Genomic DNA, 13161 nt, shown 5'->3' with positions numbered 1-13161 from the left:
CGTGAACCCCGGGTGACGGTTCCCCCGGGGTTCAGGCGATAGTGGAGTACGTGACTGCTGTACCGCACTCCCGATCCCAAGCCGCCGGACCCGAGCGGTCCGTCCGCCGTAGCCTCGCCGTCGCCCTGCTCAGCGGCGCCCTCGGCGCGACCGTGGCGCTGCTCTCCACCCGGCAGAGCTGGGCGGAGGGCACCGCGGCGGTGGCCGGCGGCGACTTCCAGCTGACCGCCAGCGGCAGCGACGTCACGGGCGTACCCGCGGCGCTCGCCATAGTGGGCCTCGCCGCGCTCGTCGCCGTGTTCGCCGTCCGCCGCTCCGGGCGCTTCCTGGTCTCCGCGCTGCTCGCGCTCTCCGGCGCCGGCACGGTCGTCGCGGCGGTGCTCGGCGCCGGTGACAGCTCCGCCCTCGACGAGAAGGCCGCGGCGGCCTCCGGCGACACCGCCTCCACCGCGGACGCCCTCAGCCACACCGCCTGGCCGTATGTCGCCGCGGTGGGCGGGGCGCTCATCCTCCTCGCCGGGCTCCTCGCGCTGTGCTACGGACGGCTGTGGCCCGCCATGTCCGGCCGCTACGAGCGCGACGGGACGCCCCGGCCGCGCAAGGCCAAGCCCGTCGACCCCGACCGGCCCGAGGACATCTGGAAGGCGCTCGACCGCGGCGAGGACCCGACGGGCCCCGACCCCGCCGGTACTTAGGTCCCGGCGGCCGCGGGGACTTGAGCCCCGGGCCTTTCGTCGTGACTTGGTCGAATCGACGCGCGAGGGCAGACCCCGCGCTCACGGCAGGGGCGCGGGTACGGGACAATGGACGGTGAGCGTCCGACTCACACACGCAAACAGCAACGAGGAGCAAGTCATGGCGGGCAGCAGCCACGGTCACACCCCGGCCGCCTGGACCGGTGTCATCATCGCCTTCATCGGTTTCTGCGTATCGGGTGCCTTCATGGTGATGGCCGACCCGCTGGGCTTCTGGGCCGGCATGGTCATCGTCGGCCTCGGCGGTGTCGTCGGCATGGCCATGAGGGCGGCGGGCCTGGGCCAGCCGAAGGCCGCGTCCGCGCCGGCGACCGCGCACCCGGTCCGCGAGGCCGTGGGCGCCGAGAGCTGACCCGCACGACCCGCAAGGCTTCCTGAGAGGCGGCCCCGGCTTCTGTCCGGGGCCGCCTCTCGCGCGTTCGCGGCGAAGCGCCGTACAGGGCGAGCGCCACGCGCGCGTGCGAGGCAGAATGCGTCAGGTGAACGCCGAAACCCGGAGGGTGACGCACCGCGGCCCGGAGACGGGGCCTGCCGTCGGGCTTCCCGAGAGGACCGTCGGGCGCGGTGGTGTGCTGCGGCGGCTCGTCGTCCCCGGCGGGGTCCTCGCGGCCGTCGTCGGCGCCTTCGCCTATGTCGGGGCCGTGGACCCCAACGAGCCCGGGCACTACCCCGTCTGCCCCCTGCTGCGCTACACGGGCCTGTACTGCCCCGGCTGCGGCGGCCTGCGCGGGGCGCACGCCCTCATGCACGGAGACCTCGCGACAGCGCTCACGAACAACGCGCTCGCCGTCGTGGGATATCTGGTCTTCGCGGTGGTGTGGAGCGTCTGGGCGGTCCGGTCGGTGCGCGGGCGCCCGGTACGGATCGAGCCGGGGCCCGTGCACCTGTGGACCGTCGGCGTGTTGCTGCTGGCCTTCACGGTTGTCCGGAACCTGCCGTTCGGTGGCTGGCTGCGCCCTTGATCAAATGGCAAACGTCCAGGTAGTGGGACCGCCGTCCACCGGATGCGCGGGCGACGCCGTCCTGCGGATACCATCAGAGTGACCCATCAGAATCGCCGGGACGGCGCTTCGGGTCGAACAGCTCAACCGCTTCAACAGTTCACCGTCAGGGAAGGGGGCCGCTCGCGTGAGTGTGCTCGACGAGATCATCGACGGAGTCCGTGCCGACCTCGCGGAACGGCAGGCGCGCGTCAGCCTCGACGAGCTCAAGGAGCGCGCGGCGAAGGCTCCTGCTGCCAAGGACGGACTGGCCGCCCTGCGCGGAGACGGCGTCAAGGTCATCTGCGAGGTCAAGCGCTCCAGCCCGTCCAAGGGCGCGCTCGCCGCGATCGCCGACCCGGCCGCGCTCGCCGCGGACTACGAGGCAGGTGGCGCGGCCGTCATCTCGGTCCTCACCGAGGAGCGGCGCTTCGGTGGCTCGCTGGCCGACCTGGAGGCCGTTCGCGCCCGCGTGGACATCCCGGTGCTGCGCAAGGACTTCATCGTCACGTCGTACCAGCTGTGGGAGGCCCGTGTGTACGGTGCCGACCTCGCGCTGCTGATCGTGGCCGCCCTCGAGCAGCCCGCCCTGGAGTCCCTCATCGAGCGCGCCGAGTCCATCGGGCTCACGCCGCTCGTCGAGGTGCACGACGAGGACGAGGCCGAGCGGGCGGTGGACGCCGGCGCCAAGGTGATCGGTATCAACGCGCGCAACCTGAAGGACCTCAAGGTGGACCGCTCCACCTTCGAGCGGGTCGCCCCCGAGATCCCGGCGGGCCTGATCAAGGTCGCCGAGTCGGGTGTCCGCGGGCCGCACGACCTCATCGCGTACGCCAACGCCGGCGCCGACGCGGTCCTGGTGGGCGAGTCCCTCGTCACCGGCCGCGACCCGAAGACGGCGGTCGCCGACCTCGTCGCGGCCGGGGCCCACCCCGCGCTGCGGCACGGACGGGGCTGACACCCCGGTGACCGCGTCGACCCACGTTCCCGCCGTCTCCCGTCCGGGCCCGCGCCCGGACGGCGACGCGGCGTGCGTGCGGTCGGCAGCGCCTGGCTCGGACGGTGCGGACTCGTACGCGGGCGAGGAGGGCTCGTGCGCAGGGCGCCCCTGCGTGCGATTCGCCGCTCCGCTTGCGGTCGCTTCGGCGGCCCGGAATCCCTACGCCCGCCTCGCCCGCGGCTGTCGTCCGCGCGGCTGCCGGGCGCCCGCACGACGGGTGCACGGGCGCCGGGTCCGCTACGTCATCGGCGATGAGCCGGGTCAGGTCAACGGCATGCGATGGCCCGGTGGCGTACGCGCGCTCGCGCCGTCCCCGGGCGACGCCACCCTGCGGGTGGGCTGACCGGGGTCCGGCACCGCCGGGCCTCGGCGGGACCGTCGCCGGTCGTCATGACCGGATGACCCCGGCTCCCGGCTCCATGCTCCCGGCCGTTGCGCTCGGGCTTCGTCCGGTTCCCGATGATGGGTGGGTCCGGGGCAGGTCCGGCGCGGTCGTGGGGGCTGGTTGCTCGCCGCCTCCTGCTGAACCCTCCGCCGCTCATGGCCGAGGGCGATCGGCCGGCCGCCGGGGGCGCGACGCGTGTGTACCTACCTGCTCATGTGACCCCATGTCCGATCTGTAACCGGGGCTGTCGCCCCTGCGAGGTAACCGCATGCCCAGCGAGTTCTTCATTCCCGACCCGGAGGGTCAAGTTCCCAGCGCCGAGGGGTACTTCGGCGCGTTCGGCGGCAAGTTCATCCCGGAGGCACTGGTCGCCGCCGTGGACGAGGTCGCCGTCGAGTACGACAAGGCGAAGGCGGATCCCGAGTTCGCGCGTGAACTCGACGACCTGCTCGTCCACTACACAGGGCGCCCGAGCGCACTGACCGAGGTGCCGCGGTTCGCCGAACACGCCGGTGGCGCCCGCGTGTTCCTCAAGCGCGAGGACCTCAACCACACCGGGTCCCACAAGATCAACAACGTGCTCGGCCAGGCCCTCCTCACCAAGCGGATGGGCAAGACGCGTGTCATCGCCGAGACCGGCGCCGGGCAGCACGGCGTCGCGACCGCCACCGCCTGCGCGCTGTTCGGCCTCGAATGCACCATCTACATGGGCGAGATCGACACTCAGCGGCAGGCCCTCAACGTCGCCCGCATGCGCATGCTCGGCGCCGAGGTCATCGCCGTGAAGTCCGGTTCCCGGACGCTGAAGGACGCCATCAACGAGGCTTTCCGCGACTGGGTCGCCAACGTCGATCACACCCACTACCTCTTCGGTACCGTCGCCGGGCCCCACCCCTTCCCCGCCATGGTGCGCGACTTCCACCGCGTCATCGGCGTCGAGGCGCGGCGGCAGATCCTCGAGCGCGCCGGACGGCTTCCCGACGCCGCCATCGCCTGTGTCGGCGGCGGCTCCAACGCCATCGGGCTCTTCCACGCCTTCATCCCGGACGCGGACGTGCGCCTCATCGGCTGCGAGCCGGCCGGACACGGCGTCGAGACCGGGGAGCATGCGGCCACGCTGACGGCGGGTGAGCCGGGCATTCTGCACGGGTCGCGGTCGTACGTCCTGCAGGACGAGGAGGGGCAGATCACCGAGCCCTACTCGATCTCGGCCGGACTCGACTACCCGGGCATCGGGCCCGAGCACTCCTACCTCAAGGACAGCGGTCGCGCCGAGTACCGCGCGGTCACCGACGACGCGGCCATGCAGGCCCTGCGCCTGCTCTCCCGCACCGAGGGCATCATCCCGGCGATCGAGAGCGCCCACGCGCTCGCCGGGGCCCTGGAGGTCGGTAAGGAGCTGGGCAAGGACGGGCTGATCGTCATCAACCTGTCCGGCCGCGGCGACAAGGACATGGACACGGCCGCCCGCTACTTCGGCCTGTACGACACCGGTGCCGACGCCGTCGTCGCCGCGGACGCCGCCGGCGAGAACGCAGAGATCGAGGGGGACGCGAAGTGAGTGGCAACATCCGGCTGTTGAGCGACACCCTCGCCGCGGCGAAGGCGGAAGGGCGGTCCGCTCTCATCGCGTACCTGCCGGCCGGCTTCCCGACCGTCGACGGCGGCATCGCGGCCATCAAGGCCGTCTTCGACGGCGGCGCGGACATCGTCGAGGTGGGGCTGCCGCACAGCGACCCCGTCCTCGACGGCCCCGTCATCCAGACCGCGGACGACATCGCCCTGCGGGGCGGCGTCAAGATCGCCGACGTCATGCGTACGGTCCGTGAGGCCCACCAGGCCACCGGCAAGCCCGTACTCGTGATGACGTACTGGAATCCGATCGACCGCTACGGCGTCGAGCGCTTCACCGCGGAGCTCGCGGAAGCGGGCGGGGCCGGGTGCATCCTGCCCGATCTGCCTGTGCAGGAATCGGCGCTGTGGAGGGAGCACGCCGAGAAGCACGGCCTCGCGACTGTCTTCGTCGTCGCGCCCAGCAGCAAGGACGCCCGGCTCGCCGACATCACCGCGGCGGGCTCCGGCTTCGTCTACGCGGCCTCGCTGATGGGCGTCACCGGCACGAGGGAGTCGGTCGGCACGCAGGCGCAGGACCTGGTGCGGCGCACCAAGGCCACCACCGAGCTGCCCGTCTGTGTCGGCCTCGGCGTCTCCAACGCGACGCAGGCCGCTGAGGTGGCCGGCTTCGCCGACGGCGTGATCGTCGGCTCGGCCTTCGTGAAGCGGATGCTGGACGCGCCGGACGAGGCGACGGGCCTGGAGGCCGTACGGGCGCTCGCGGGTGACCTCGCGAAGGGCGTGCGCGCAACGGCGTAACGATGTAACACAGAGGCTGCGCAGCCACAGGACGGAGTGGGTGCGTAACGGACAATCCGCTCACTCGTACGGGTGGACCTGGGACCGGGGAGGCGCGCTGCGCCTCCCCGGTTCGTTCTGCCGGGTGTGAGCGAGAAGAACCGTGAGGGAAAGCGCACCGCCCGCGAGCGGCTGGCGGTCGAGCGAGAGAAGCACAAGGCCTCGGAGAAGCGTCGCCGGGCGTTGATCGTGGGCGCGTCGGTGGTCTGCGTCCTGGGTCTCGCCGCGGTGGTGGGGGTGATGGCCGCCAACGCAGGCAAGGACAAGAGCGACGCCTCGGGCCCGGTCGCGGCGCCCTCGGGGGCGACCGGGAAGGACGGTCTCGCGATCCCCGTGGGCAAGGACAGCGCCAAGTCGACCCTCACGGTCTGGGAGGACTTCCGCTGCCCGGCGTGCCAGATCTTCGAGACCAATTACCGCTCGACGATCCAGGAGCTGGTCGACGCCGGTCAGCTGAAGGTCGAGTACCACCTCGTCACGCTGATCGACGGGAAAATGAGCGGCAGCGGCTCCCGCAACGCCGCCAACGCGGCGGCCTGCGCCCAGGACGCCGGAAAGTTCACCGCGTACCACGACGTCCTGTTCGAGAACCAGCCCGAGGAAACCGACGACGCCTTCGCGGACAACGGCAAGCTCATCGAGCTGGCGGGCAAGGTCGACGGCCTGGACACCCCGGCCTTCCGGAAATGCGTCAACGACGGTACGCACAACAGCTGGGTCGTGAAGTCGAACGAGGCTTTCCAGACCGGCGGCTTCTCGGGCACACCGACCGTGCTGCTGGGCGGCAAGAACATCAACGCGGACCAGACGATGACCCCGGCCAAGCTGAAGCAGATGGTGGAGGCGGAGAACAAGGGCTGAGCCCTTCGTCGGCCCCTGTGCCCCCGGCCCGGCGCGGGCCGGGGGCACACGTCCGTCATGGGCCTGAGGGACGCCCTGTCAGGGACCCGGGGCGACCGCCCGGCACGGCCTCTGGGTGACCGCCTGTTATGGACCCGTTGCCGGGCTGCTTGCCGTGGGTCCCGTCCGGCACGGTAGCGTCGACCTTGCCATGGAACTTGCCTACATTCCCAGCCCGTCGCGCGGTGTGCTGAACCTCGGCCCCATTCCGCTCCGCGGCTACGCGTTCTGCATCATCATCGGCGTCTTCGTAGCCGTCTGGCTCGGAAACAGGCGCTGGATCGCCCGCGGAGGGCGGGCCGGCACCGTGGCCGACATCTCGGTGTGGGCCGTGCCGTTCGGCCTCGTCGGCGGGCGGCTCTACCACGTGATCACGGACTACGAGCTGTACTTCAGCGAGGGCCGTGACTGGGTGGACGCCTTCAAGGTGTGGGAGGGCGGCCTCGGCATCTGGGGTGCGATCGCGCTCGGTGCGGTGGGCGCGTGGATCGGCTGCCGCCGGCGCGGCATCCCACTCCCGGCCTGGGCCGACGCCCTCGCGCCCGGCATCGTCTTCGCGCAGGCCATCGGGCGCTGGGGCAACTGGTTCAACCAGGAGCTGTACGGCAAGGCGACGGACCTGCCCTGGGCGTTGCACATCACGTCCGCGACGGACGGGCGGGTGGAGGGTTACTACCACCCCACGTTCCTGTACGAGTCCCTGTGGTGCATCGGTGTCGGTTTCCTCGTCATCTGGGCGGACCGCCGCTTCACGCTGGGTCACGGTCGGGCGTTCGCGCTGTACGTCGCGGCGTACTGCGTGGGGCGCTTCTGGATCGAGTACCTGCGCGTCGACGACGCCCACCACGTCCTGGGCCTGCGTCTCAACAACTGGACCGCGATGGTGGTGTTCCTCCTCGCGGTGATCTACATCGTGATGTCGGCGCGGCTGCGGCCCGGGCGCGAGGAGGTCGTCGAGCCCGGGGCGGACGCCTCCGGCGAGGGTGACGCCGAGTCCGAAGGTGAGGCCGTCGAGCTGGACAAGAAGCTCGACGAGAAGACGGACGAGAAGGACGAGACGCACGACAAGGGCGAGAAGGACGAGAAGGCGGACGAGAAGACGGACGCCGTGCTCGACGAGGCCACGAAGGACGAGGCCGAGTCGGCGAAGAAGGGCTGAGTTCTTCCGGTACGTCGAAGGGGGCGCCGCGTTTGAGGATGCGGCGCCCCCTTCGACGTACCCGTGCCTACCGCGTCAGGACGTTGCGGCGGGCCAGCGTCAGTGTGCGGTGGGCGCCGGCCACGATCGCCGCGTCCACGAAGCGGCCGTCGGGGAGGGCTTGGGCGCCCGGTTCGGCGGTGGCCGCGTTGACGACCGCTTGGGCGGCCTCGACTTCGGCCGGGGTCGGGAGATAGGCACGTTCGATCACCGGAAGCTGACGGGGGTGGATGGCCGCGCGGCCGAGGAAGCCCAGGGCGCGGCCATGGGCGCAGGAGGCGGTCAGTCCTTCGAGGTCGCGGATGTCCGGGTAGACCGACTGAGCGGGCGGCGCCAGATGGGCTGCCCGGGCGGCGACCACGACGCGGGCGCGCGCCCAGTCCAGGCCCGCGTCCTCCCGCACGCCCAGGTCGGCGCGGAGATCCGATTCCCCCAGCGCGATGCCGCGCACCGCCGGATGGGCGGAGGCGATGGCGAAGGCCCGCTCCACGCCCAGGGCCGTTTCCAGGAGGGCGTACAGGGGGATCGCGCCGCCCTCGGCGGGGGCGACGCGTTCCGCGACGCGCACGACGTCGGCGGGCGAGGTCACTTTGGGCAGCCGGAGGCCGGTAAGGCCGGGGCGCGAGGAGAGCGACTTGAGGTCGGCCGCGGCCAGGGGGCTGTCCAGGGCGTTCACGCGGACGTGGACCGGGATCGGGAGCGGGTCCGAGAGCAGCTCCGCGGTGGCGTCGCGGGCGTACTCCTTGCGGTGCGGGGCGACGGCGTCCTCGAGGTCGATCAGGATCACGTCGGCCCCGGAGACGAGGGCCTTGGCCACGACCGCGGGCCGGTCTCCGGGGACGTACAGCCAGGTGAGCGGGAAGCCCGGGAGTGTCACAGGGCGCCCTCCGATCTGAGGGTCGTGATCTCGGCGCCGGACAGGCCGAGTTCGGCGAGGACCGCGTCCGTGTCGGCGCCGTGCGGGCGGCCCGCCCAACGGATCGCGCCGGGGGTGGCGGAGAGCCGGAAGAGGACGTTCTGCATGCGCAGGGGGCCCAGTTCGGGGTCGTCGACGGTGGTGATCGTGTCCAGGGCCGCGTACTGCGGGTCCGCCATCACGTCCCGTACGTCCTGGATGGGGGCCACCGCCGCCTCCGCCTTCTCGAAGGCGTCCACGACCTCGGTGCGGGAGCGGCGGGCGATCCACGCCCCCACCGCCTCGTCCAGGACGTCCGTGTGCCGGGCCCGGCCCGCGCCCGTCGCGAACCACGGCTCTTCGATCAGGTCCGGACGTCCGACCAGCCGCATCACCCGCTCGGCGATCGACTGCGCCGAGGTCGAGACGGCGACCCACGAACCGTCCGCCGTGCGGTAGGTGTTGCGCGGCGCGTTGTTCGCGGAGCGGTTGCCGGTGCGGGGCTGGACGTGGCCCAGCTGGTCGTACCAGAGCGGCTGGGGGCCGATGACGGTGAGGATCGGCTCGATGATCGCCATGTCGATCACCTGGCCGTGGCCCGACAGGTCACGGGCCCGGAGCGCGGTCATCACGGCGTACGCCGTCGCCAGGCCCGCGATCGAGTCGGCCAGGCCGAAGGGCGGCAGGGTCGGTGGCGCGTCCGGTTCGCCGGTGATCGCCGCGAAGCCGCTCATCGCCTCCGCGAGCGTGCCGAACCCGGGCCGGTGCGCGTACGGGCCGAACTGGCCGAAGCCGGTGACGCGGGCGAGCACGAGGCGGGGGTTGGCGGCCGACAGTTCCTCCCAGCCCAGGTGCCACTTCTCCAGGGTGCCGGGGCGGAAGTTCTCGATGATCACGTCGGCGGTGGCGGCGAGGCGCAGCAGGGTCGCGCGGCCTCCGGGCTTCGACAGGTCGAGGGTGATCGTGCGTTTGTTGCGGCCGAGAAGTTTCCACCACAGACCGATGCCGTCCTTCGACGGGCCGTGGCCCCGGGACGGGTCGGGTTTGGCCGGGTGCTCTACCTTGACGACCTCCGCGCCGAAGTCGCCGAGCATGGTGGCGGCGAGCGGCCCGGCGAAGAGGGTGGCGAGGTCGAGGACGCGCAGGCCGGTGAGGGGACCTTGTGGCGTACCGGTGCGGCCGGCTTCCGTGTGGGCGCTCATGACGTGTGCTGCGGGTGCCGTGACGCCTGGGCGTCGATCTCGGAGCGGTACGGCATCGAGGACGACGCCCCGGCTCGCTGCACCGCCAGCGAGGCGGCGGCCGACGCCCACGCCAGGGCCGCCGGCATGGACCGGCCCTCGGCGAGCGCGACCGCGAGCGTGCCGACGAAGGTGTCGCCCGCGCCCGTCGAGTCCACGGCGGTGACGTGCGGCGCGGGCACGGTGAGGGGTTCGGCGCCCCTGGCCGCGTACAGGCTGCCGGCCGCGCCCAACGTGATGACGACCTGCGGTACCTGGTCGAGCAGTGCGGTGGCGGCTTCGCGGGGATCGGTGAGGCCGGTGAGGGCGGCTGCCTCGTGTTCGTTCGGTACCAACAGGTCGATGGCGGCGAGGAGTTGAGGCGGCAGGGGCTGCGCGGGGGACGGGGTCAGGATCGTCCGGACACCGTGGCGGCGGGCGGCCTTGGCGCCCGCGAGGACGGCGGCCTGCGGGATCTCGAGCTGGAGCAGGAGCGTGTCCGCGGTGGTGATGAGGGCCTCGTCGCCGGGGGCGAGGTGGGTGACGGTGCCGTTGGCGCCCGGGACGACGACGATCGCGTTGGCGCCCTCGTCGTCGACGACGATGTGCGCGGTGCCGGACGGGCCCTCGGTGGTGCGCAGATGGTCGGTGTCCACGCCCGAGTGCTCCAGGGCCGTACGGAGGTGGGAGCCGAAGGCGTCGGCGCCCACCGCGCCGATCATCGAGACGTCGGCGCCCGCGTGTGCCGCGGCCACCGCCTGGTTGGCGCCCTTGCCGCCGGGGGTCGTACGGAACTCCCGTCCCGTGACCGTCTCGCCGCGCTGCGGGGCCTTGGCGACGTACGCGACGAGGTCCATGTTCGTGCTGCCGAGTACGGCGATGTGGGTCATGGGTGGCGGGTCTCCCGGAGTGTGAGCTGGGCGAGGGTGTCGAAGCCGATGCCGTTGAAGTCGGCGACGGAGGTGGACAGTCGGTTCTTGAGGGGGGTGGTCCAGTGGTCGGGAAGGGCGGCGGGGGAGCCCGCGAGGAGGCCGGCGACGCTGCCTGCCGTGGCACCGTTGGAGTCGGTGTCCCAGCCGCCGGACACCGCGCGGCAGATCGAGCCGCCGAAGTCGCCGTCCGCATGGGTGAGGGCGGCGGCGATCAGAGCGGTGTTGGGGATGGCGTGGACCCAGTGGTAGCCGCGGTGGGTCGTGTGCAGTTCGTCGACGACGGTGTCGAAGTCCCCGTTCGTACGGGCGAGTCGGACCGCTTGCCGGACCGCCTTCGCCAGGCGGGAGGCGGGGGGTACGACGGACAGTCCCGTGCGCAGGCAGGCGTGGACGTCGCTGCGGCCGCCGGCCGCCTCGGCGATCGTCGCGGCGGCGAACATGGCGGCGTACACGCCGTTCGCCGTGTGGGTGAGGACGGCGTCGCGGTGAGCTTGTGCCGCGGCAAAGGCGGGGTCGCCCGGGTTCGTCCAGCCGTGCACGTCCGCGCGGATCAGGGCGCCGATCCATTCGCGGAACGGGTTGCGGTGGCGGGCGGTGCGTGGGGGTTCGACGCCGGCGAGGAGGTTGCGGTACGCGACGCGTTCCGCGGTGAAGGTGCGGCCCGCGGGGAGTTCGTCCAGCCAGAGGCGGGCCACGTCCGTGGTGGTGAAGTCGCTGCCGTGGCGTTGGAGCAGCAGGAGGTTCAGGAGGGGGTAGTTGAGGTCGTCGTCCTCCGGCATGCCGTCGATGTTCTCGGCGAGGGAGGTGGGGGCGGAGCGCTTGTTCCAGGGGTAGGTGCGGAGGAGATCGGCCGGGACTCCCTGTGCGGTGAACCAGGTGTGCAGGGGCCGGTTGCCGGTGGCTCGGGCGAGTTCCCTGATCCCTTTGAGGGGGAGTTTCTCCACGGGTTTGCCGAGCAGACAGCCCGCTGCTCTGCCGAGCCAGGCGGCTTCCAGGCGGGCCTGGGTGTGGGCTGGGGGCGGGGTTTCCGCAGTCTCTGGCGACGGCCAGTTCGGGCAGTGGCTCCTGATGCGGGTGAGGTCTGTCGGCTCCGTGTCCCTCAACCTGCTCGGCAGGTCCGTGAGTTCGTCCAGGAGGTCATTCGCCAGTACGCGCAGGTACGAGGACGCCGGAGTCGGGGACGCGCCCGCGCGCAGCGGGGACTCGGGGCCGCCCGCCGCTCGCCAGCGGGCGGCGATGGGCCCGGGCTCGCGGCCGTCCTGGTATGCCTGGTGGAGTTCGTGGCCGAGAAGGTCCTCCGGCTGGACCCAGGTCAGTCGGAGCACGGGGTCCCCGCCAGCTCGGCGTACGCCGACTCGTGCGCATGGCGACGTCGTACGTCCCGTTCGAAGATCTCGCGGGTCACCTCCGCGAGGTCCGCCGCCGGGGCGTGCAGGTCCAAGCGGCTGGACTCCGCGACCGTCTTGGCCCAGTCGTGCGGGACCTCGCGGCCGAGGGCGCCCGCGAGGGCGCCGGACATCGTGGCGATGGAGTCGCAGTCGCGGCCGTAGTTCACCGAACCGAGGACCGCGTGCCGGTAGTCGCCTGCGGAAACCACCAACATGCCCAGGGCGATGGGAAGTTCCTCGATGGAGTGGAGCCGGGAGGGGCGGCGGGCGCCGAGGGACGGGGCGCGGTAGTCCGGGCCGACCGTGTCGTAGGGGGCCACCGCCTCGCGCAGCGGGACCAGCGCCGACTCGAAGTCCGTGTGCCGGGCGGCCACTTCGCAGACCGCCTCGATGGCGGCGCGCGTACCGTCCTTCGCCAGGGCCAGACAGGAGTCGACCACGGAGGCCGGGGTGGCCCCGGGTGTGCAGGCCGCCGCCACCGCCGCCGCGAAGACGGCCGCCGCCTCCCGCCCGTACGACGACTGGTGCGCGCCCGCGACGTCCAGGGCCTCGGCGTACGCGCCCGCCGGGTGGGCCGCGTTGACCAGGCCGACCGGAGCCATGTACATCGCGGCTCCGCAGTTGACGATGTTGCCCGCGCCGGCCTCCCGGGGGTCCACATGGCCGTAGTGGAGCCGGGCCACCAGCCACTTCTCGGCGAGGAAGATCCGCTGGAGGGGGAGCGCCTCGGCCTGGAGTTCCGGGATCCAGCGGAGGTTCGTCATCAGGTCGGGGACCAGGTGCTCGGCGACGGCGTACGCGTCGAGATGGTCGCGGACCGTGGCGTACACGCGGATCAGCGCGTGGGTCATCAAGGTGTCGTCGGTGACGTGTCCATCGCCCTTGTGGTACGGGGCGATGGGGCGGGCGGTGCGCCAGGCGTCGCCGTTCCAGGGGCCGACGATGCCGTGGACGCGGCCGCCGTGCCGTTCGGTGATCTGTGCGGGGGAGTACCCCTCGACCGGGCCGCCGAGGGCGTCGCCGACGGCGGCTCCGACGAGGGCTCCGGTGATGCGTTCGTCGAGGGTTCCCGTTCCTTCTCCTTTGGGCGTCATGC

Annotated in this window: 14 protein-coding genes; 9 read left to right on the top strand and 5 right to left on the bottom strand. The window is 72.2% G+C overall.

Translation table 11 applies throughout. From position 1 onward, the window contains the following. Positions 1 to 41 precede the first annotated feature (41 nt). From AB0D57_RS04170 to lgt, 9 genes are all read left to right on the top strand, one after another. Complete coding sequence (locus tag AB0D57_RS04170) at positions 42 to 695, top strand: TIGR02234 family membrane protein (RefSeq protein WP_362066768.1); 654 nt, start codon at positions 42 to 44, stop codon at positions 693 to 695. Between the two features lie 160 nt (positions 696 to 855). Continuing rightward, positions 856 to 1107, top strand: a complete 252-nt coding sequence (locus AB0D57_RS04165) for an HGxxPAAW family protein (protein WP_362066766.1) — start codon at positions 856 to 858, stop codon at positions 1105 to 1107. A gap of 118 nt (positions 1108 to 1225) precedes the next feature. Beyond that, complete coding sequence (locus AB0D57_RS04160) at positions 1226 to 1717, top strand: DUF2752 domain-containing protein (RefSeq protein WP_362066764.1); 492 nt, start codon at positions 1226 to 1228, stop codon at positions 1715 to 1717. A gap of 166 nt (positions 1718 to 1883) precedes the next feature. After that, on the top strand, positions 1884 to 2693 hold the full coding sequence (gene trpC, locus AB0D57_RS04155) for an indole-3-glycerol phosphate synthase TrpC (RefSeq protein WP_362066762.1): 810 nt from the start codon (positions 1884 to 1886) through the stop codon (positions 2691 to 2693). A gap of 7 nt (positions 2694 to 2700) precedes the next feature. Beyond that, entirely contained in the window at positions 2701 to 3078 is a 378-nt protein-coding gene (locus AB0D57_RS04150; protein ID WP_362066760.1) for a tryptophan synthase subunit(beta), read from the top strand. Between the two features lie 310 nt (positions 3079 to 3388). Then, positions 3389 to 4681: a tryptophan synthase subunit beta gene (trpB, locus tag AB0D57_RS04145; RefSeq protein WP_362066758.1), complete on the top strand. Its 1293-nt coding sequence runs from the start codon at positions 3389 to 3391 to the stop codon at positions 4679 to 4681. After that, positions 4678 to 5493: a tryptophan synthase subunit alpha gene (gene trpA / locus AB0D57_RS04140; protein ID WP_362066756.1), complete on the top strand. Its 816-nt coding sequence runs from the start codon at positions 4678 to 4680 to the stop codon at positions 5491 to 5493. Before trpB ends, trpA begins: the two co-directional genes overlap by 4 nt. 126 nt (positions 5494 to 5619) lie before the next feature. Beyond that, entirely contained in the window at positions 5620 to 6393 is a 774-nt protein-coding gene (locus AB0D57_RS04135; protein WP_362066754.1) for a thioredoxin domain-containing protein, read from the top strand. Between the two features lie 190 nt (positions 6394 to 6583). Then, positions 6584 to 7591 carry a prolipoprotein diacylglyceryl transferase gene (gene lgt / locus AB0D57_RS04130; protein ID WP_362066752.1) on the top strand — a complete coding sequence of 336 codons (1008 nt, stop codon included), beginning with the start codon at positions 6584 to 6586 and terminating at the stop codon, positions 7589 to 7591. A 67-nt stretch (positions 7592 to 7658) separates the two neighbouring features. Here lgt and AB0D57_RS04125 read toward each other — a convergent pair whose 3' ends face one another. The 5 genes from AB0D57_RS04125 to AB0D57_RS04105 are packed head-to-tail and all read right to left on the bottom strand — an operon-like array spanning position 7659 to position 13159. Then, positions 7659 to 8507, bottom strand: coding sequence for a CoA ester lyase (locus AB0D57_RS04125; RefSeq protein ID WP_362066750.1), 849 nt, complete (start codon positions 8505 to 8507; stop codon positions 7659 to 7661). After that, positions 8504 to 9727, bottom strand: coding sequence for a CoA transferase (locus tag AB0D57_RS04120; protein WP_362066748.1), 1224 nt, complete (start codon positions 9725 to 9727; stop codon positions 8504 to 8506). The genes AB0D57_RS04125 and AB0D57_RS04120 overlap by 4 nt, the downstream gene beginning before the upstream one ends. Next, complete coding sequence (rbsK, locus tag AB0D57_RS04115) at positions 9724 to 10635, bottom strand: ribokinase (protein ID WP_362066746.1); 912 nt, start codon at positions 10633 to 10635, stop codon at positions 9724 to 9726. The genes AB0D57_RS04120 and rbsK overlap by 4 nt, the downstream gene beginning before the upstream one ends. Further along, positions 10632 to 12002 carry an ADP-ribosylglycohydrolase family protein gene (locus tag AB0D57_RS04110; RefSeq protein ID WP_362066744.1) on the bottom strand — a complete coding sequence of 457 codons (1371 nt, stop codon included), beginning with the start codon at positions 12000 to 12002 and terminating at the stop codon, positions 10632 to 10634. Before AB0D57_RS04110 ends, rbsK begins: the two co-directional genes overlap by 4 nt. Then, on the bottom strand, positions 11990 to 13159 hold the full coding sequence (locus tag AB0D57_RS04105; protein WP_362066742.1) for an ADP-ribosylglycohydrolase family protein: 1170 nt from the start codon (positions 13157 to 13159) through the stop codon (positions 11990 to 11992). Before AB0D57_RS04105 ends, AB0D57_RS04110 begins: the two co-directional genes overlap by 13 nt. Positions 13160 to 13161 lie beyond the last annotated feature (2 nt).

This window comes from Streptomyces sp. NPDC048275 (assembly GCF_040652275.1).
GTDB lineage: Bacteria > Actinomycetota > Actinomycetes > Streptomycetales > Streptomycetaceae > Streptomyces.
Note: the sequence above shows the minus strand (reverse complement) of the source record. Positions and strands in the feature narration are given on the sequence as shown.

Coding starts and splice junctions, on each gene's coding strand:
- AB0D57_RS04165 (WP_362066766.1), top strand. CDS start 856: ATGGCGGGCAGCAGCCACGGTCACACCCCGGCCGCCTGGACCGGTGTC.
- AB0D57_RS04160 (WP_362066764.1), top strand. CDS start 1,226: ATGCGTCAGGTGAACGCCGAAACCCGGAGGGTGACGCACCGCGGCCCG.
- trpB (WP_362066758.1), top strand. CDS start 3,389: ATGCCCAGCGAGTTCTTCATTCCCGACCCGGAGGGTCAAGTTCCCAGC.
- lgt (WP_362066752.1), top strand. CDS start 6,584: ATGGAACTTGCCTACATTCCCAGCCCGTCGCGCGGTGTGCTGAACCTC.
- AB0D57_RS04120 (WP_362066748.1), bottom strand. CDS start 9,727: ATGAGCGCCCACACGGAAGCCGGCCGCACCGGTACGCCACAAGGTCCC.
- rbsK (WP_362066746.1), bottom strand. CDS start 10,635: ATGACCCACATCGCCGTACTCGGCAGCACGAACATGGACCTCGTCGCG.
- AB0D57_RS04105 (WP_362066742.1), bottom strand. CDS start 13,159: ATGACGCCCAAAGGAGAAGGAACGGGAACCCTCGACGAACGCATCACC.